This is a genomic window from Paenibacillus thalictri (assembly GCF_004307995.1).
In the GTDB taxonomy this organism is placed as follows: domain Bacteria; phylum Bacillota; class Bacilli; order Paenibacillales; family NBRC-103111; genus Paenibacillus_AF; species Paenibacillus_AF thalictri.
The window spans coordinates 1-18734 of the sequence record NZ_SIRE01000016.1 but is presented as its reverse complement, the minus strand read 5'-3'; the positions used below and the strand labels follow the sequence as shown (position 1 = coordinate 18734).

The window sequence follows — 18734 nt, the reverse complement described above, 5'->3', positions numbered from 1 at the left end:
TTATTCCAAGTAGCATCGCATGCGTTCAGGAGTAAAGCGCAGTGCGCCAATGCTAAGCGAAGCGAAAGCAAGGCGCAACGAATGCGCGGGTCCCAAAGCTTCCCGTCGCGCCCAGCACGCGGGTTCGCGATTTGTCTTGTCCCAAGTATCATCGTGCTCCAAAGTAAAGCGCAGTGCGCCAATGCTAAGCGAAGCGAAAGCAAGGCGCAACGAATGCGCGGGTCCCAAAGCTTCCCGTCGCGCCCAGCACGCGGGTTCGCGATTTGTCCTGTCCCAAGTATCATCGTGCTCCAAAGTAAAGCGCAGTGCGCCAATGCTAAGCGGAGCGAAAGCAAGGCGCACGAATGCGCGGCTTCCGAGTCACACCGCCGCGCCACGCATCAATGCGCCGCAGTAAGCGCAGTTGCGTTAAAGGCCAAGCGCCAGCGATGGCCAGGCGCAACGCATGCGCGACGCTCGAGGCACACAGCTGCGCCCTGCATGCGGGGTCCCGGGGTGCCTGAACGCCCGGGGGTCCCCCTTGGGGGATTGGAGGCCACTGAAAAACTTGTAGTTTTTTGAGCAGCTATGGGAAATAAATGAAAAGACGACCTTCATTCCCATTTTTTTCGGGATAATGGTCGTCTTTCTTATATTTAAGCAGCCCTGTATGGTCGGTTTCTTACTTCATCAGCCTCAATATTCGCTTTAGATTCACGGTAAATATCGCTATGGCTCCTTGTAATTCCATCCCTAATAGACCCGAGGAAGACGCTACGTCGTACCCGTGTCTGTGTTTTAGTTCGCTGTTCTTCGCCTCAATCTTATAGCGTTCCCTCGCTTTTTCTTTGAAATACTCGCTTTCCTGAAATGCCATTTGTCCGGTGTGTTCGGCTGATTTAATGCTGACCGAGTAGGTTTTGCTTTTTGCTCCTTCGGTATAGCACCCTTCCTTGAACGGACATCTCTTGCATTTTTCTATATCAAAATAGTAGGCGTCCTTTCGGTTTTTACCGATACCCTTTTTTCCTTTCCGTGCTTTCCGTATCGCCATATGGCCGGCCTTACACACATACATGCCTGCATCCTTATTGAATTGGAATTCGTCTTCTTTCTTTCGCCCACCTTGTGTAATGAGTGGATTGAGTTTGGCAATGAGTTCAATTTCACTGCTCTTGGTGTATGCGATATTGTCTTTTTCAGAGTAGGCTGCATCTCCAATGACTGTTTTAACTTCCATTCCTGCTTCCTTGCTTTTCTCGATCAGCTTCTGTAACTGCTTGCCATCATTCTTTTCACCCGTTGTTATAACGGCGGCGGTAATAATCCGTTCTTCACTCATGGCAAGATGCGTTTTGTAGCCAAAAAATGAGGACTCTGCGCTCTTGTGGCCGATTTTTGCATCCTGGTCCTCCGAGATTTGCAACTGTTCCAGGTCCTCCGCGACTGTTTCTTTCAATAGATTCAACGGTTCTTTTATCTTAGGTAGCTCACAGATGCCTCCCTCTGCTTCAAGCACTGCGATGAGCTTTTGACAGTAGCTGATTTCGTTCTCAAGCACATCGCTGGTGTTCTTGGCTGGAAACTTCGCTTTCAGCGATTCATCCGCCTTGTAGAAGGCTTTTCTCAGCTTTAGAGCACGATCCATTAAGATTTCCCGAGGGGATTTCTGATTGTAGCGGGCTTTCGTATGGGTCGCATCGACAATGATGGCTTTGCTTTTGATTATGCCCTTCTCCAGTGCAATTTCAACCGTCTTGCCCACGAGCATGTCCAGCAGATTCAGGTCGGTAAGCCGCAATTTTCGAAACTTGGTTAATGAACTGGCGTCAATCACCGGGTCCTCCGGTGCCATATGAAGAAAGTACTTGAATGACATGTCATATTTGGATCGCTCAACGATGTCAACGTCGGACAACTCAAAGATTGTCTTCAAGAGCAAGTATTTGAACATACGAACAGGGTCGATTGCATTTCGACCGTTCTCCAGACAATAGCGTTCTTTCAGTTCTTCATATACAAATGAGAAGTCGACGAGCTCATTGATTTGACGCAACATATTATCCTTGGGTATTACCACGTTATATAGCTCTATGTAGGGACTTAGCGTCATGGATTGTTGTTGTTGAATCATCACATTCACCCACTTGGTTTTGATACTTAAATTGTACAGAAAAAGGTACAACCTTCCCAAAGTTTTTTGAGGGGCTGTACCTTTTCTCTAGAGAGGACTTTTTCAGTGGCCTCGGGGGATTGAGGGGGAGTCCTAGATTTTACATTCCCTTAACAATCAGCCCGTTTTCTGATTACAAACATTCAATATAATGTCCATAACAAGAATAAAGCAAGTTTTGTATAGGGGGCAGCCGTATAGTGGAAACAACAGCCGGAAACGTCACAAAAGAGCGAACGGAAGATCGGAATGCAAGGAACAAATGGACTCGCGGCCAGAATCGGGTCGACGGAGTTATGAAGCTGATCTTCGTCGGCAGCGCCATTCTGGTATCAGCGATTATTTTTTCCGTTATTGTGTTTGTTGGTATGCAAGGGGTCAAAGCATTTCAGGGCGTCACGCCATGGGAATTTTTCTTCTCGGACGACTGGACGCCAACGCAGAATAAATTCGGGGCATTCTCATTTTTATACAGCACATTGCTGCTGACATTGCTTTCCGTTGTGCTTTCACTGCCGCTAGCTTTGGCTGGCGCTGTGTTTTTGGCAAAAATCGCACCAAACTGGGTAAGAGAGATTATGCGGCCGGCAACCGATCTGTTTGTCGGCATTCCATCGGTCGTCTACGGTTTGATCGGATTGACCGTTGTTGTTCCTTTCTTGGCGAAATTTAACGAAGGTTTGGGTTACGGGATTTTGCCGGCAGCGATCATCTTGGCGATCATGATATTGCCGACGATCTTGTCCATCTCCGAAGATGCGGTTCGCTCGCTGCCGCCGCGTTTTGAAGAAGCGTCATTGGCGCTGGGGGCTACCCGGTGGCAAACCATTTGGCGGGTGATTCTTCCGGCGTCGCGTCCGGGAATTCTTACAGCGATCATTTTGGGCATGGGCCGCGCGATTGGCGAAACGATGGCAGTTTTCATGGTTATCGGCAACTCCCCGCAAATGCCGAAGTCGCTGCTTGATTCTACGACAGTGCTGACGACGGCAATCGTCAAAGACATGGGCAACACGAATTACGGCTCTACATGGAACAATACGTTGTATTTAATGGCACTTATGCTGCTGCTCATTTCCTTATTCCTTATCCTCGTCATTCGAATCGTCGCTAAAAGGAGTGAAGTGAAATGACAAGCAAACATAAGGACCGGATGGCAACCGGTTTTCTATGGTTCTCCGGCGTACTGATTATGCTGCTGCTTGCTTGGTTTCTTGTGAAAATATTAGGTGAAGGTTTGCCGATGCTTTCCTGGAATTTCATTACCGGCAAACCGCAGGAAATTATGGCCGGCGGCGGCGTGGGCCCGCAGTTGTTCAACTCATTCTATATTCTCTTCCTATCGCTGCTCATTTCCGTGCCAATCGGCATGAGCGCAGGCATCTACTTATCGATTTACGCGAAGAAAAATAAATTTACCGATCTGATCCGCATTTCGGTCGAAGCTTTGTCTTCCGTTCCGTCGATCGTATTCGGATTGTTCGGATACCTGGTGTTCGCCAGTTTGCTGGGCTTGAAGTTTTCCATTATCGGCGGCGCCGCTACGCTTTCTCTGCTGAACTTGCCCGTGCTTGTCCGGGTTACGGAGGAAGCGATCCGCTCGGTTCCAGAATCGTATTGGGAAGCATCGCTGGCTCTTGGCTCCACCCGCTGGCAGGCGATCCGCAGCGTGCTGCTGCCTGCCGCTTTGCCCAATCTGATTACGGGAATTACGCTGGTTGCCGGCCGCGCGCTTGGGGAATCGGCGATTCTGATCTATACAGCCGGTCTTTCCGTGTCCCGCTTTTTCCCGGACTTCAATCCGCTGACGATGGGCGAAACGTTGTCGGTGCATCTATGGTACGTTCAATCCGAAGCGATCGTGCCGGACGCCAAGCAGATTGCCCAAGGCAGCGCCGCGCTGCTGCTGCTGGTTGTGCTCGCCTTCAACCTGCTGATTGCTTTGCCCAGCCGATTTTTGCAAAAACGACTTTCCGGGGGGAAATAACACGTGGCTACTAAACATAAAATCAAAGTGGATAAATGCAACTTGTTTTACGGAGAAAATCATGCTCTTCACGATATCGATCTGACCATTGAAAGCAACAATATCGTAGCTTTGATCGGCCCATCCGGGTGCGGCAAGTCGACGTTCTTGAGGACACTGAACCGGATGAACGATTTGATCGATAGCGTGCGCATCAACGGAAGTATTTATGTGGACGGAACCGACATTTACGATCCTTCGACAGACGTTGTTTCCTTGCGGAAACGGGTAGGTATGGTATTCCAGCGGCCGAATCCTTTTCCAATGAGCATTTACGAAAATGTCGCTTACGGTCCGCGTATTCACGGTACGAAGAAAAAAGCCCAGCTTGACGAAATCGTCGAGCGCAGCCTCGTTCAGGCGGCGCTGTGGGATGAAGTAAAAGACCGCCTTAATAAATCCGCGCTTGGACTTTCCGGCGGTCAACAGCAGCGTTTGTGCATCGCCCGCCTGCTGGCCGTCGAACCGGACGTGCTGCTGATGGATGAGCCTACCTCGGCGCTGGATCCGATTTCCACGCTGAAGGTGGAGGAACTTACCCAGACGTTGAAGGACAAATATACGATCATTATCGTAACCCACAATATGCAGCAGGCGGCGCGGATTTCGGACTATACTTCATTTTTCCTAAACGGGTTTTTGGTCGAATCCGATAAAACGGATAAAATTTTCACCACACCTTCCGATCAACGGACGGAAGACTATATTACGGGACGTTTCGGATAAGGGGCTGAGCTACTACCAATGGATAATCGGACAAATTTTCATCATTCTTTAAAGCAGCTTCAAAGCGAGCTGCTGAAAATGGGTTCACTCGTCGAAAATGCGATTTTTGAAGCGGTAGAATCGTTGGCAAAGCTGGATGAGAAGCGGGCGCGGCAGGTCATCGGTTCCGACGATTTAATTGACGATATGATGCAGGACATCGAAGAAAGGTGTTTGCGGCTCATTGCTTTGCAGCAGCCGATGGCCAGCGATTTGCGATTGATCGGCATGGCTTCCAAAATCGCGACAGACTTGGAGAGAATCGCCGATCATGCGGTTGATATCGCCAAAATCACGATCCGTCTGCAAGGCGAAGAACTCGTTAAACCGCTTGAGGATATCCCGCAAATGGCTGGCATGGTTAAGGTCATGCTGAAAGAAAGTCTGCTCTCTTACACCGAACGCGACGTCAACCAGGCGGCGGCTCTAGCGGAAAAAGATGATGAGGTCGATAAGCTTTACAGCTCCGTGCTGAATGATATTGTGAGCTTAATGTCTACGGATATCACGAAAAACCGTCAGTTATCCAGCCTGCTGCTGGTAGCCCACTTCCTGGAGCGGGTGGCGGACCACACGACAAACATCGGCGAAGGCGTCATTTATATGGTGACCGGTAAACGCAAGGATTTGAATATATAAGAAAAACTTCTATCGCAGCCCTTCAAGGATGAGCGACCGCGGTTTAGCGGAAGTTTATTCTTGAAATATCAGAATCCTTGAGCTTCGCTCAAAACTTATAAATTCTGATATTATAAGAAAAGCTTCTGATCGAAGCCCTTTCGATGAAGTACATTCGTGCTAAGAGCATACCCAAACTCCCGTTAAGCTGAGAAGCTTGCGGGAGTTTTTAATTAGAAGTATTCGGATAAGATAAATAAACTATATTCCATTTCGGATAAAACAAGGTTGTGTACTGGGGATAAGACAACGGTAAAATAGCCTTTTTCTTTAAAAGTATTAGAAATAGTAAAATAGTTTATTCCAAAACGGAATTAAGTGGTGTATAATAAAGACAATCAATGAGGAGAGCGGTGGGGACATGGGGAGCATAAAATGGGGGCAGCTTGCCCCAATCTTCTGGACTTTTTTCAAAATCAGCCCGGTTACGTTCGGCGGGGGTTACGCGATGATTCCCGTGATCGAAGAAGAAGTGGTGGCCAAACGCAAATGGATTAGCAGTGAAGAAATGCTGGATGTGCTGTCGATTGCAGGTTCCGCGCCGGGAGGGATCGGCGTCAACGCGGCGGCGTTTATCGGCTACAGGCTTGCCGGCATCGCGGGCGCATCAGCCGCAGTGCTGGGCATCGGCTTACCGACATTCCTGATCATTTTCATATTTAGTCTCGTGCTTGGCTTGTTCCGCAGCAATCCGATGGTTGAGGCGGCGTTTAAAGGCATTCACGCGGCTGTTATCGCATTAATCGTCATTGCCGCTTACCGGATGGGCAAATCGGCCGTGAAGGACAAGACAACGCTGGTGACGGCCATTGTAGCGCTGCTTCTGCTGATCGATTTTAATGTGCATCCGATCCTGATGATTGTGCTTGGACTTTTCGTCGGCGTTGTGTTGGTGCAGTTCAAGGTATGGTTCGGCATGGAAGTCAAGCAGAAGAAAGTTCGCGTTACCAAAACAACTTCCGGCTACACAGTGGACGATTATTTCATCGGTGACGGAATATAGGGGATGGTCGGCATGCTTTGGTCATTATTTATTACTTTTCTTAAAATAGGTTTCGTTTCGTTTGGCGGCGGATATGCGATGATTCCGGTTATCGAACGTGAGGTGTCGAGCCGGGGCTGGATGGACTCAGCGCAATTTATCGATGCCGTTGCGATCGCGGGCATGTCGCCCGGCCCGATTGCCACCAACTGCGCCACCTTGATCGGTTACCGCATTGCAGGTTTGCCCGGAGCGATTGCCTCTACACTAGGCATGATTGTTCCTTCATTAATTGTTATTGTGCTGCTGGCCGCCTTCTTCTACAAAGTCCATCAGCATCGTACGGTGCAGGCGGTGTTCTACGGGCTGCGTCCGGTCGTTACGGGATTGATCGCATTTGCGGCCATTCGTTACGCGATGAACAGCAGCAGCGGCCACACCGAGGTATGGGAAATTGTTGTTACGCTTGCGCTTGTTGTCGTTTTTGTAATCGGAATTCTTCGTTATAAGATGCATCCGCTTGTTATTATATGCATTTCCGGGCTGCTCGGCATTGCTATTTTCCAATAAACTTTACAAAAAGTTAACACTTGGCTCTGCCAATTTTATACTGCGATAAATTTCCTATGTTAGTCTAATCTCAGACATAATCTGGGACTTAAGGGTGATATGGGTGAACGAACAAATGGCACAGACGGAGAGCGGCAGCTTGGATCCCTCCTTACAGCAAAGCGAGCAATTCTGGGACATTCTGCATAATAAAAAAATTCATACGGTGTATCAGCCCATTGTTTCCTTAAATGATGCCGGCGTACTTGGGTACGAGGCATTAACGCGAGGACCAAAACAGGGCTTTTTTGCATCGCCGCTATCATTGTTTCAATATGCGGAAACCGCAGGCGTGTTATATCAGCTTGAGAGGATTGCCAGGGAAAAAGCGATTCAAGGAGCGGGTTTTGACGATCGCCGGCAGATGCTGTTTCTGAACATCTCCGCTTCGATTTTGCAGGATCCCCGGTTTGTTCCCGGACAGACGCTGGAGCTGCTGCAGGCGCGGGGATTATCGCCGAGCAACGTCGTGCTGGAGCTGACGGAACGCAGTTCCATTGAAGATTTTTCGCTGGCGCAGCGGGTGTTGGAGCATTATCGCAACCAAGGCTACAAAATTGCGATAGACGATGCAGGGGCCGGTTACTCGTCGCTTCAGGCGATCGCCGAATTAAACCCCGATTATATCAAAGTGGACCGTTCGCTGATTCATTCGATTCATACGAATAAAACAAAGGAATATATCGTAGAAACGCTGGTTACCTTTGCCGGGAAGCTGAATATACAAATTATTGCCGAAGGCATCGAAGATGCCGAGGAGCTGGTGAAGCTGACCCGCATGGGGGTACACTTCGGACAAGGATATTATTTGGGCAGACCTAACGATATGTTTGTCCGCCTGCATGACGATCACAGCCATATGATTTTACAGCACCGCAAGGTAGACGATGGGATGGGTTCATGGTCCATAGGAGAGCTCAGAACACCGGCACGCTGTTTTTCCGTCAAAGCGCCGATTTCGGAAGTGGCCGGTTATTTCAAGATGAATGTGAGCGCGACCGGCGCTGTCGTATTGGATGGAGAACAGCCGGTGGGGCTGATTATGCGGGAACGGTTGTTTCAGCAGCTTGCCGGTCAATACGGCTTTTCCCTCTTTTGGAACCGGCCGATCGATCAAGTAATGGACAAGCAGCCGCTGATCGTGGATTGCGGCATGCCGGTTGAGCAGGTATCGCTGCAAGCGACGTCGCGGGACATTAACAATTTGTACGATCTGGTGATCATTGCGGACAAAGGCAAGATGGCCGGTGTGGCGTCGATTCGCTCGATTCTCGAATGCATTACGAACGCCCGCATGGAAAGCGCCAAGATGGCAAGCCCGCTCACGGGCCTGCCGGGCAACATTCCCATTCATCGCGAGCTGAATAAGCGGCTGGGGACCGGTGAAAGTTTTACCGTCATTTATGCCGATTTGGATTATTTTAAATGGTTCAATGACCGGTATGGGTTCAAAAAAGGAGATCAGCTGATTCAATTTACCGCGGATGTGCTGCAACAGGCGATTACGGTATGCGGTAATCCGTACGACTTTGTCGGACATGTCGGGGGCGACGACTTCATAGTCATGTCCGGAACGGCAGGGCCGGAAGCGCTGTGCAAGGAAATGATCCGCAGGTTCGACGCCGGTGTCAGCATGTTCTATGATCCGGAGGATTGGACGTATGTGGAGGATCGCAGCGGCAAAAAGCTGGATAGCGAAGGGGTCACAATTTCACTGTCCGTTGTCATCTGCGAATGCCGCACACCTGTGACGATGGACCAGATTTCGCAGGCGGCGGCCCGTTTGAAGAAACAATCGAAATCGAAGCAAGGCAGCGTTTATTTTATGGGAAATCTCGGCAGCAATGGCGATGGACGGGCTGCCGGCGGCGTGGCGGCCCTTACTTAAACAGATCGAGAAGCTGCTCGAATTGCTTGATGACGGTCAGCTTCTTCTGGTTTCGCCTTGGCGGGATGCTCTTCTTGGGGACGTTCCGCTGCAGCCAGACGGCGTCGATACCCGCTTTCCATGCGCCGCAAATGTCGTTGCGGTAGGAATTGCCGATCATCACGCATTGGGATGGAGAAACGCCGAGCGATTTCATCGCAAATTTAAACAACGAGGCGTTCGGTTTTTTCTCCGCCAGCTTTACGGCTGTGAAGCAGCGTTCCCCCGGGAAGAAACGCTGCAGATCGAACCTGCGGATCAGCGCTTCGATATCTTCCTTGCGGCTGTTCGATATGATTGCCAGCGTGTAGTGGGGGGATAACGTTTGCAGTGTTTCCAGCACGTGAGGGACAAGCGTTTTGGACCGGTGCTGCTTTGTTCTGATATGCTGAAAAAAATCGCGGGCGAACGATTTGTGAACGATCAGCCCGGCATCGCGTACGGCTTCACGCAGCGCCATTTCTTGCAGCTCCTGTTTATCCGAACCCGGCTGCTTCATCTTGTCGCGGGCCTGCCACGCCGTCCTGTATTTTACATACACCGCGTTTTCATTCCATTCTTCCGCATCCTCGGTATCCATGCGGGCCGTATATTCTCGCCATGTTTCCTTAAAACCGTCCTCGAAACTGAGCGATCTGGCGACAATCGTCTGATTAACGTCAAAAAACAACACTTTTTTGTGTGATGGTGTAAATAAAGGTTTCACCTTCTCCACCTCCGCCCTTATGCTGGCCTCTAATTCAGTTTATGCGCGGGCCCTGGAGATCACCCCTCAATAAAGCATTCTCCATAAATAAAATGTGGCGTAAGCTTCCCAGCCGGTCCAAGCTTGGGCCAGCTGACGAATCTCGTCCAGCGTCGGCTTGCGTTCCATGGAGAGCATCAGCTTGATCGCATTGTGCAAACCGACATCTTCAATAGGAAAAGCGGAAGGCACCCGGAGGCATCTCATGCATACATAATGAGCCGTCCACGGGCCGATGCCGCGGATTGCTGTGAGCCGTTTAACCGCCGCCGCAAAATCGGGCTCCTGCTGCAGCATCGGCTTACTCAGCTTCCCTTCGGCGATCAGCGCGGCAACGCCGATCAAATATTCGGCTTTGCGGTTTGTGATCTGCAAGCGGGTCAACTGTTCGGCCTCTAGACCGGCTATGATCTCCGGTGCCGGAAATTGCCACAGCTCATGGCCGCCGCCGCTCACGCTGTGACCGAACTGCTCTACAAATCTTCTTTTTAACGTATAAGCAAAAGGCAGATTGATCTGTTGTCCAAGTATTCCCCAGCATAAAGCTTCGAACAAATCGGGAATGCCGATGAGCCTGAGGCCGCGGAACCGTTTTACAGTTTCTTTTAGCAGAGGGTCGCGGTTGGCCATCCGGTAGAACGGGTTAAGGTCCGTATCGAAATCGAACCAAATCTGCACGTAACGGACCGCAGCCAACCGGCAAGCCTCGGAAGGCGGAACGTCGCCGAGGAACCGGATGTTCAGCGAATGACCTTGTCCGGCGCTGATTTCAATCAACGCGTGCTCCATTTGTTTTTCACCGTACGGTACCAGCTTGTATAACTTATCGTTTTGAACATGAAACATGCACTCGTTGTCGGAGCGGGATAAATAGTCCAAGTTCATCTGAAAATGGAACGGCTCGGGGACAGGGATAATGACGTTTTGTTGAACTGTGCCGGGAAACGCTTGCTGCGGCCGCGCATGTCCTTCGCGAATCGATTCGGCCGGGTCGCTCATGGATGAAACCATCCTTTCATTTGCAAATGCTGATGTATTGGTAATGACAGTTCTATTTTAGCGCAGGGAAGAGGCGGCGCGCTTTCGTAATCTTGCTTGTTTTATTGTCAGTCGCCCATATGCTATGATGGAAGTAGTATGTTTATAAATGAGGTGCAATATATGCCGAAATTAATTATTATCGACGGTAACAGTGTGGCGAACCGGGCGTTTTATGCTTTGCCGCTGCTGAGCAATACACAAGGACTTCACACGAATGCGGCGTACGGATTTACGACGATGCTGCTTAAGCTGATCGAAGAACAACAGCCTACCCACTTTCTTGTCGCTTTTGACGCGGGGAAGATCACGTTTAGACATAAAGAATATACGGAATACAAAGGCGGACGGGCCAAAACGCCGCCGGAGCTGTCCGAGCAGTTTCCGCTGATTAAAGAATTGCTGACCGCTTTTCAAATATCGCAATACGAACTTGCCGGTTACGAAGCGGACGATATTATCGGCACATTAACCCGCTTGGCCGATGAAACCAAGATGGAAGTTGTTGTAGTGACCGGAGATAAGGACATGTTACAGCTTGCTTCGGATCAGGTGACGATCGCCTTGACGCGAAAAGGGATCAGCGAGGTGGAGCTGTACGATCCGGCGCAAATTCAGGAGAAGTATGGGCTGACACCACTTCAAATCATTGATTTGAAAGGCTTGATGGGAGATTCCTCGGACAATATTCCGGGCATTCCCGGCGTTGGCGAGAAGACGGCGCTTAAGCTGCTGCACGAATACAGTTCGGTAGAACAGGTTATCGAGCATGCCGGCGAGCTGAAGGGCAAGATGAAAGAGAAAGTCGAGCAGCACGCTCAGGACGCCATCATGAGCAAGCAGCTGGCGACGATATACCGCGAGGTGCCGATGGAAGGCGAATGGGACAAGCTGGCCTATTCCGGTTATGATCCAAGCGCTTTGCAAGGCATGTTTCGTAAGCTGGAGTTTAAATCGCTGCTCGAGAAAATGGATTTCTCGGGAGCAGGCGATAACGGCGCGGACTCATCCGAAGCGGAAGCGCCGCAAGAGGCGCTGCAGGTTGTCGTATGTGCCGATGAAGCGGGTATTGGAGCGTTAGTCGAACGGCTGGACAGCATTCAAGCGGTCCATATAGAAGTTGTCGGCGAAAATCCGCATGTCTCCGAGGTGTTGGGCGCCGCATTTTATAGCGATGGCACATCGTATTATGTTCCGTTTGACGTTTTGACCGGAGAGCTGGCCGGACGTGTGTGCGATTGGCTGGCCGATGCGGACAAAGCGGTTCCGGTTTACGATATGCATAAGATCAAAGTGGCGTTGGAGTGGAACGGTGTTGCACTTGAGGGCGTTTCGCTGGACGTGCTGCTGGCGGGTTATTTGCTTGATCCTACCGAGTCGGCGTTGACGCTGGACGGTCTGGCTTCCAAATACGGTCTGCCCGGCTTGCCATCCGATGAAGCGGTATTCGGCAAAGGGGCGAAGTTTCAAGTCCCGCCGCTGGATGCGTTAAGCGAGTATATCGGCCGTAAAGCGGCGGCGATACACCGGTTGACGCCGGTGCTGCATGAAGCGCTGGAGAAAAACGGCATGCACAAGCTGATCTTTGATCTGGAAATGCCGCTGGCCATCGTGCTGGCGCGGATGGAACGGCAGGGCATCAGCGTAAATGTGGAAGATCTGAAGCAGTACGGCCAAGAGCTTTCCGCTCAACTGGAGCAGATTGTAAGCCACATCTATGAGTTGGCGGGTTCGGAATTTAATATCAATTCGCCTAAGCAGCTTGGCGACATTTTGTTTGATAAGTTAGGTCTGCCGGTAATTAAGAAGACCAAGACGGGTTATTCCACCGATGCCGAGGTATTGGAGAAGCTTGAACCGTACCATCCGGTCGTCGGTGAAATTCTGCATTACCGCACGCTGGCTAAGCTGCAGTCGACCTATGTCGAAGGTTTGCTTAAGGAGGTTCGCCCGGAAACCGGCAAGGTACACACGTATTTCAGACAAACGATTGCCGCAACGGGACGTTTGTCCAGCCAATTTCCGAATTTGCAGAACATCCCGATCCGGCTGGAGGAAGGCCGCAAAATCCGCAAGGTGTTTGTGCCCTCCGAACCGGGCTGGTCGATTCTGACCGCGGATTATTCGCAAATCGAGCTGCGCGTGCTGGCGCATATTTCGCAGGATGAGCGGCTCAAGGAAGCGTTTGTGAACGACATGGACATTCATACCAAAACGGCCATGGATGTGTTTGGCGTGACCGCCGATCAAGTGGATGCCAATATGCGCCGCCAAGCCAAAGCCGTCAATTTCGGCATCGTATACGGCATCAGCGATTACGGCTTATCGCAAAACCTGAACATTACCCGCAAGGAAGCGGCTCATTTTATCGAGCAGTATTTCGCCGTATTCCAAGGGGTTAGACAATATATGGACGATATCGTCAAAGAAGCCAGACAAAACGGTTACGTTACTACACTGCTGCAGCGGCGGAGATATTTGCCGGAAATTACGGCATCCAATTTCAATCTTCGCTCGTTTGCCGAACGGACGGCGATGAATACGCCGATCCAAGGCACGGCGGCGGATATTATCAAACTTGCGATGGTCAAGCTGGCGGCGAGGATGAGCGAAGAAAAGCTCGAAAGCCGTATGCTGCTGCAGGTGCATGACGAATTGGTGTTCGAAGTGCCGCCGCACGAGATGGAAACGATGCGCCGCATTGTTTCCGAAGTGATGGAAAGCGCGCTGGCGCTTGATGTGCCGCTGAAAGTGGATGTAGATGACGGACTCAACTGGTACGAAGCAAAGTAACAATAACACAATAACATTTAGCGAAATGAGCTGTGAGGTGAACCAACATGCCTGAATTGCCGGAGGTAGAGACGGTCAGACGGACATTAAACGAACTTGTGGCAGGCAAAACGATCGAACGTGTTCGTGTGTTTTTGCCCCGGATCATACAAAAACCGGACGATACGGAGCAGTTCAGCTTGCTGCTGCAGGACCAGACAATCCAGACTGTTGAGCGCAGAGGCAAGTTCCTGCTCTTCAAGCTGGACGATCTGGCGCTGGTGTCTCATCTGCGTATGGAAGGACGTTATGGTTTATACGGTCAGGACGATCCGGTCGAGAAACATACGCACGTTATTTTTTATTTTACCGACAGTACCGAGCTGCGCTATAAAGATGTCAGGCAGTTCGGCACGATGCACATTTTCTCAAAAGGGCAGGAGCTGCTGGAGCCGCCTCTGAAGAAGCTTGGCTTGGAGCCGCTTGACGACTCCTTCACCTTCAAGTTGTTCCGGGATGCCATAGGAGACCGCAAAACCAAAATTAAGCCGCTGCTGCTCAATCAGGAATACGTTGTTGGCATCGGGAATATTTATGTGGATGAGTCTTTGTTTGCTGCCGGCATCCATCCCGAAAGAGAAGCGGATTCGCTTTCACGCAGCGAACTTGAGAAGCTGCATGAGGCCATCGTCCGCACGCTGTCGGAGGCCGTGGAAGCCGGCGGCTCATCGATTAAATCATATGTTAACGGCCAAGGCGAAATGGGAATGTTTCAGCAGCAATTGAAAGCTTACGGCCGTCAGAACGAGCCATGCGCCGTCTGCGGCAGGCCGATTATTAAGACGGTGGTAGCGGGCAGAGGTACTCATTATTGCGGCCATTGCCAGCCTTTGAAACGCAAACGCAGCCTGAAACAATGAATTTGCGGGGTGTCGATGCACCCGCCCAGGTCCCTTCCCATATATTAGGGGTATGAATCCGTAATGTTGAAGGAGGGAACATCAAGTGCCGGTCATTTCTTTATTGATTTTGGCGTTTGCCGTCAGTCTTGACGGTTTTGGCGTTGGCGTCATGTACGGGCTTCGCAAAATTCGTATTCCGCTTGTTTCGGTTGCCATTATTTCCTGTTGGTCCGGGATTGTTATTTTTACTTCCATGCAAATCGGCGTATATCTTAGCCGGTTTTTGCCGCCTGTTTATGCCAAAATCGCCGGTGGCGTCATATTGATTGGTATCGGGATATGGGCTCTGTATCAACTGTCTCAGCAGAAGGATGAAGAATCGCCGGAAACTAACGCTATTATTCAAAAGCAAGCGGTTGAAGGGGAGAATCAAGGCGGGGCTGGCAAACAGCTCTTGAACATTGAACTCAAACGTCTGGGACTGGTCATTCAAATATTGCGGACGCCGTCGGTAGCCGATATTGACCGTTCCGGCAATATTTCGGCATCAGAAGCAACGCTGCTTGGCCTTGCGCTTTCGCTGGATTCGTTTGGAGCGGGAATCGGGGCCGCGCTGCTTGGATTTGCGCCGGTGCTGACCTCCATCGTGATTGCGCTGGCGAGCGGTACTTTTTTATCTGCAGGGCTCAGAATCGGCTTTATGTATTCCGGTTTATCCTGGATTCGCAAGCTTTCCATTTTGCCGGGTTGCGTATTGATTATTATGGGTATTATGAAAATGTTATAATATGCAAAATCTCAAGCGGGGTTATATACCATGAATATAGGTTTAACCGGTGGAATCGCCTGCGGCAAAAGCACCGTGGCAGCAATGCTCGTGCGCCGCGGTGCGGTTTTAATCGATGCGGATCAAATTGCGCGCGAAGTGGTGGAGCCCGGCAGTCCCGTGCTGGAACGGGTTGCTGCGCGGTTCGGACAAGCTGTGCTGCTGCCGGATGGCGGCTTGCACCGGAAGAAGCTGGGCGAAATTATTTTTAACGATGCTTCGGCTAGAGACGATTTGCAAAACTTGCTGCACCCCCCCATTCGCGCGATTATGAAGGAACGGATGCAGCGGTATGAATCCGAGCGGCCGGACCGGCTTGTTGTGGTGGACGTGCCGTTATTATTCGAATCGAAGCTGGAGTGGATGTTCACCGAAGTGATGCTTGTATACATTCCCCGGGAGCTTCAGCTTAGGCGGCTGATGCGGCGGGATGGAATTACCTTAGAGCAGGCTGAAAGCCGCTTAAGGGCGCAGATGCCGATTGACGATAAGAAGGCGCTGGCGCAAATTGTTATTGACAATAGCGGAGAGCTCGCCGAAACGGAGCGGCAGCTTGAACTTTTTTGGCGTGAGAGGGGGATTACATGAGCTTTTGGCGGAAAAAGCGTGTTTTCGCTATATTGCTGCTTACTTTTATAACTATATTGTTTTATTCGAACCCCTACATTGCCAAATGGCTGTATCCGATACAATATAAGCAGGAGATTACGCGGAACGCGAAGAATTATGATATTGATCCGCTTTTGATCGCGGCTATGATCAGGGTGGAGTCGAATTTTCAGCCCGAAATGAAGTCCCATAAGGGCGCTTACGGGCTTATGCAGCTCATGCCGGACACGGCGGAGTGGATCATCGATACCGCGCGTTTTTCGCCTGAATGGTCGTCGCAGCTAAACAAGCCGGAAGTGAACATCCAGGTAGGCTCGTGGTATGTCAGCTGGCTGCATAAGCAGTTTAAAGGCAATGCTTACGCCGCGATTGCCGGATACAATGCGGGACAAGGCAAAGTATCCAAGTGGCTCCAATCGGGAGAGTGGGACGGCACGCTGGAAGGGGCGAGCAGCATTCCTTATGGGGAAACCCGTCATTACGTTCAGCGTGTGCTTTATTATTATGAAAAATATCGTAAAATATATGTAGATGACATGTCCCTCGAAAACAACGTATCCATGAAAAAAGAAGCATTGGAACTGTCTCTTTAAAGGAGTCAGTGCCAACGCCTCTTCTTTTCATGCGATCTTCATAAATAAGTCATTAGCGGAATTGGCTGCTGCCTGCAAGTTGCTGTTCAGCAATTTGCACCAGGCGGCGAGTGATGTGGCCTCCGATTGCGCCTGCGTCACGAGTAGCCATGTTGCCCATGTATCCATCTTGTGGGATGGCGATACCGAGCTCTTGAGCTACTTCATACTTCAGTTGGTCCAAAGCGTTGGTCGCTTGAGGAACAACTAGCTGATTGCTGCTGCGGGATTGTCCTGCTGCCATGTCGTGTTTCACCTCCTCGTTGTTGGTACTCCTATTATGTGCTTTTCGCAGAAGTTCATTACAGGAAACAGTTGGGAAATAAAGGGTGCGGATTTCAGTAAAAACAGCCTATTGTTAGCGGAGGATTTAACTCATGAAATGTCCTTATTGCGATCATCCGGGTACGAAGGTGCTCGATTCGCGTTCAGCCAATGAAAATAAGTCGATACGCCGGCGCCGCGAGTGCGAAAAATGCACCAAGCGGTTTACGACCTTTGAAATGGTGGAAGAGACGCCGCTGATCGTCATCAAAAAAGACGGCAGCCGCGAAGAATTCAACCGCGAGAAAATATTGCGCGGCCTGATCCGCGCTTGTGAAAAAAGGCCGGTTTCGGTGGAGATGCTCGAATCCATCGTATCCGAAGTCGAAAAGCAAATCCGCAACACGGCGCAAGCCGAGGTGGACAGCCGGGAAATCGGCGAATTTGTGATGGAACAGCTGTATCCGATGGATGAGGTGGCGTATATCCGTTTTGCGTCGGTGTACCGGCAGTTCAAAGATATCGGCATGTTCATGAAGGAATTGAACGATTTGCTTGGCAAACACCAAGGCGACGATCGCAGAAAATAACTTTTCGAGAATATATGTTGACAAGCGCTCTCTTGCCGTGATATTATTCTTTTTGTCGCCACACGGGGCCTTAGCTCAGCTGGGAGAGCGCATCGCTGGCAGCGATGAGGTCAGGGGTTCGATCCCCCTAGGCTCCATAATGAATAAAGCCGCTAAACACAAGGGTTTCCGAGTGTTTGGCGGTTTTTTCTTTTGCCGGAAAAGTAATGATTTTGGGCTGTGGTCACACGATTGGTCACAGTAAGAATTTTTTTGATGATATTTAAGCTTTTTAGGAAGCTGATGTGCTTCGTTCAGAACATTATTTTTGCAAAGAAATCCAATCGACCTGTCCTCTATTGAAGACAGGTCGATTCATTTTGTTCTGCTCCGAATGCTCTACTGAAACGCGGTCAGTAGCTTGGGATCGAATTATTGAATCGTCGTTGACGATTCGGAACTGGAATTGAACAGGCCAGTAGGCATGACGGCGAGAGAGGCTTCACGTTCCATGCTCCCTTGCTCGACTCCAAAAAGCATGTTGCCATACTGCTGCGCCGTTTCCTTATGGACGGAAGGAAGCACATGGCTGTACGTATCCAAGGTGACACGTATATCGGAATGGCCCAATATTTCCTTTACTACTTTGGGATTAATGTTGCGGCTCAGCATCAGGGTAGCCACGGTATGTCTAAGGTCATGGAATCTGATCTTAGGCACGTCAGCCTTCTTCATCAGGGCATAGAAAGTGCGGAGCAAATTGCGTGGATTGACAGGGGTTCCAACCGTGGTGCAAATGATTAAATCATTATCTTGAAAGATCGCGCTCCGGCCGAGCGCCGTTTCTTTTCGTATTTTCTTTTCTGCGCTTCCAATTCTCCAAGGGTGCGATCAATTAGCGTAATGGTTCGCATACTGGATTTCGTTTTGGTATCCTGATATATCTGCTTTCCGTCATGACTGAGGGTTTGACGAACATAAAGCACACTTTGTTCAAGGTCTACGTCTTTCCATCTCAGCGCCAATATTTCGGATTGCCGCATTCCGGTTGTCAGTGCCAACAGAAATGCAAGATGCAGTTCATGTTTTTCGCAAAGCTTTAGGAAACGTATGTGAATGTCAATGAAAAAGTTGACCACTGCGCTAATCAAAAAGTTGACCACCCGGGCAAAATGAAAACCACAGCTATGTGGTTAATTTTTTCATGAGCGCAAGGCTTGCATGCTCTGCTTGAAGCG

19 protein-coding genes and 1 tRNA gene are annotated in these 18734 nt (G+C 50.2%); 14 read left to right on the top strand and 6 right to left on the bottom strand.

Annotated elements, in window-relative coordinates; translation table 11 throughout:
- Positions 1-661 precede the first annotated feature (661 nt).
- Positions 662-2113 (bottom strand): IS1182 family transposase, encoded by a 1452-nt coding sequence (locus tag EYB31_RS21715; protein WP_131015522.1) that lies wholly within the window; start codon positions 2111-2113, stop codon positions 662-664.
- A 335-nt stretch (positions 2114-2448) separates the two neighbouring features.
- Between EYB31_RS21715 and pstC the strand changes: the two genes are divergently transcribed.
- The 7 genes from pstC to EYB31_RS21680 all read left to right on the top strand — a co-directional run bounded on the left by pstC (position 2449) and on the right by EYB31_RS21680 (position 9100).
- Positions 2449-3285 (top strand): phosphate ABC transporter permease subunit PstC, encoded by an 837-nt coding sequence (pstC, locus tag EYB31_RS21710; RefSeq protein WP_170318259.1) that lies wholly within the window; start codon positions 2449-2451, stop codon positions 3283-3285.
- Entirely contained in the window at positions 3282-4139 is an 858-nt protein-coding gene (pstA, locus tag EYB31_RS21705) for a phosphate ABC transporter permease PstA (RefSeq protein WP_131015520.1), read from the top strand. Before pstC ends, pstA begins: the two co-directional genes overlap by 4 nt.
- A gap of 3 nt (positions 4140-4142) precedes the next feature.
- Positions 4143-4904 carry a phosphate ABC transporter ATP-binding protein PstB gene (gene pstB, locus EYB31_RS21700; RefSeq protein ID WP_131015519.1) on the top strand — a complete coding sequence of 254 codons (762 nt, stop codon included), beginning with the start codon at positions 4143-4145 and terminating at the stop codon, positions 4902-4904.
- An 18-nt stretch (positions 4905-4922) separates the two neighbouring features.
- Entirely contained in the window at positions 4923-5582 is a 660-nt protein-coding gene (gene phoU / locus EYB31_RS21695) for a phosphate signaling complex protein PhoU (protein WP_131015518.1), read from the top strand.
- Between the two features lie 400 nt (positions 5583-5982).
- Entirely contained in the window at positions 5983-6624 is a 642-nt protein-coding gene (locus tag EYB31_RS21690) for a chromate transporter (RefSeq protein WP_131015517.1), read from the top strand.
- A 12-nt stretch (positions 6625-6636) separates the two neighbouring features.
- Entirely contained in the window at positions 6637-7173 is a 537-nt protein-coding gene (locus EYB31_RS21685) for a chromate transporter (RefSeq protein WP_131015516.1), read from the top strand.
- Between the two features lie 103 nt (positions 7174-7276).
- On the top strand, positions 7277-9100 hold the full coding sequence (locus tag EYB31_RS21680) for a bifunctional diguanylate cyclase/phosphodiesterase (RefSeq protein ID WP_131015515.1): 1824 nt from the start codon (positions 7277-7279) through the stop codon (positions 9098-9100).
- Here the strand turns inward: EYB31_RS21680 and EYB31_RS21675 are convergent.
- Together EYB31_RS21675 and EYB31_RS21670 are read right to left on the bottom strand one after the other, a co-directional pair.
- On the bottom strand, positions 9093-9845 hold the full coding sequence (locus EYB31_RS21675) for an HAD family hydrolase (protein ID WP_165452539.1): 753 nt from the start codon (positions 9843-9845) through the stop codon (positions 9093-9095). The two genes, EYB31_RS21680 and EYB31_RS21675, sit on opposite strands and share 8 nt — an antisense overlap.
- 66 nt (positions 9846-9911) lie before the next feature.
- The gene (locus EYB31_RS21670; RefSeq protein WP_240762738.1) at positions 9912-10769 is read right to left on the bottom strand and encodes a DNA-3-methyladenine glycosylase family protein; all 858 of its coding nucleotides are present in this window, start codon (positions 10767-10769) and stop codon (positions 9912-9914) included.
- Between the two features lie 276 nt (positions 10770-11045).
- On the opposite strand from EYB31_RS21670, the gene polA reads away from it, so the two are divergent.
- The 5 genes from polA (at position 11046) to EYB31_RS21645 (ending at position 16624) form a co-directional block, all read left to right on the top strand.
- Positions 11046-13715, top strand: a complete 2670-nt coding sequence (gene polA, locus EYB31_RS21665) for a DNA polymerase I (RefSeq protein WP_131015512.1) — start codon at positions 11046-11048, stop codon at positions 13713-13715.
- A gap of 47 nt (positions 13716-13762) precedes the next feature.
- Positions 13763-14614 (top strand): DNA-formamidopyrimidine glycosylase, encoded by an 852-nt coding sequence (gene mutM, locus EYB31_RS21660; protein ID WP_131015511.1) that lies wholly within the window; start codon positions 13763-13765, stop codon positions 14612-14614.
- Between the two features lie 85 nt (positions 14615-14699).
- A complete protein-coding gene (gene ytaF / locus EYB31_RS21655; RefSeq protein WP_131015510.1) occupies positions 14700-15383 on the top strand; it encodes a sporulation membrane protein YtaF in 684 nt (227 codons plus the stop codon).
- A 30-nt stretch (positions 15384-15413) separates the two neighbouring features.
- A complete protein-coding gene (coaE, locus tag EYB31_RS21650) occupies positions 15414-16010 on the top strand; it encodes a dephospho-CoA kinase (protein WP_131015509.1) in 597 nt (198 codons plus the stop codon).
- Positions 16007-16624 carry a lytic transglycosylase domain-containing protein gene (locus EYB31_RS21645; protein ID WP_131015508.1) on the top strand — a complete coding sequence of 206 codons (618 nt, stop codon included), beginning with the start codon at positions 16007-16009 and terminating at the stop codon, positions 16622-16624. The genes coaE and EYB31_RS21645 overlap by 4 nt, the downstream gene beginning before the upstream one ends.
- Before the next feature lie 52 nt (positions 16625-16676).
- On the opposite strand, the gene EYB31_RS21640 is transcribed toward EYB31_RS21645, so the two are convergent.
- A complete protein-coding gene (locus EYB31_RS21640) occupies positions 16677-16907 on the bottom strand; it encodes an alpha/beta-type small acid-soluble spore protein (protein ID WP_131015507.1) in 231 nt (76 codons plus the stop codon).
- A 133-nt stretch (positions 16908-17040) separates the two neighbouring features.
- On the opposite strand from EYB31_RS21640, the gene nrdR reads away from it, so the two are divergent.
- Both nrdR and EYB31_RS21630 read left to right on the top strand, forming a co-directional pair.
- Positions 17041-17517: a transcriptional regulator NrdR gene (gene nrdR / locus EYB31_RS21635; RefSeq protein WP_131015506.1), complete on the top strand. Its 477-nt coding sequence runs from the start codon at positions 17041-17043 to the stop codon at positions 17515-17517.
- A 64-nt stretch (positions 17518-17581) separates the two neighbouring features.
- A tRNA-Ala gene (locus tag EYB31_RS21630) sits at positions 17582-17654 on the top strand.
- 274 nt (positions 17655-17928) lie between these two features.
- Here EYB31_RS21630 and EYB31_RS41275 read toward each other — a convergent pair.
- Both EYB31_RS41275 and EYB31_RS41270 read right to left on the bottom strand, forming a co-directional pair.
- On the bottom strand, positions 17929-18294 hold the full coding sequence (locus EYB31_RS41275; protein WP_276322079.1) for a site-specific integrase: 366 nt from the start codon (positions 18292-18294) through the stop codon (positions 17929-17931).
- A gap of 2 nt (positions 18295-18296) precedes the next feature.
- Complete coding sequence (locus EYB31_RS41270; RefSeq protein ID WP_165452538.1) at positions 18297-18647, bottom strand: tyrosine-type recombinase/integrase; 351 nt, start codon at positions 18645-18647, stop codon at positions 18297-18299.
- Positions 18648-18734: the final 87 nt, after the last annotated feature.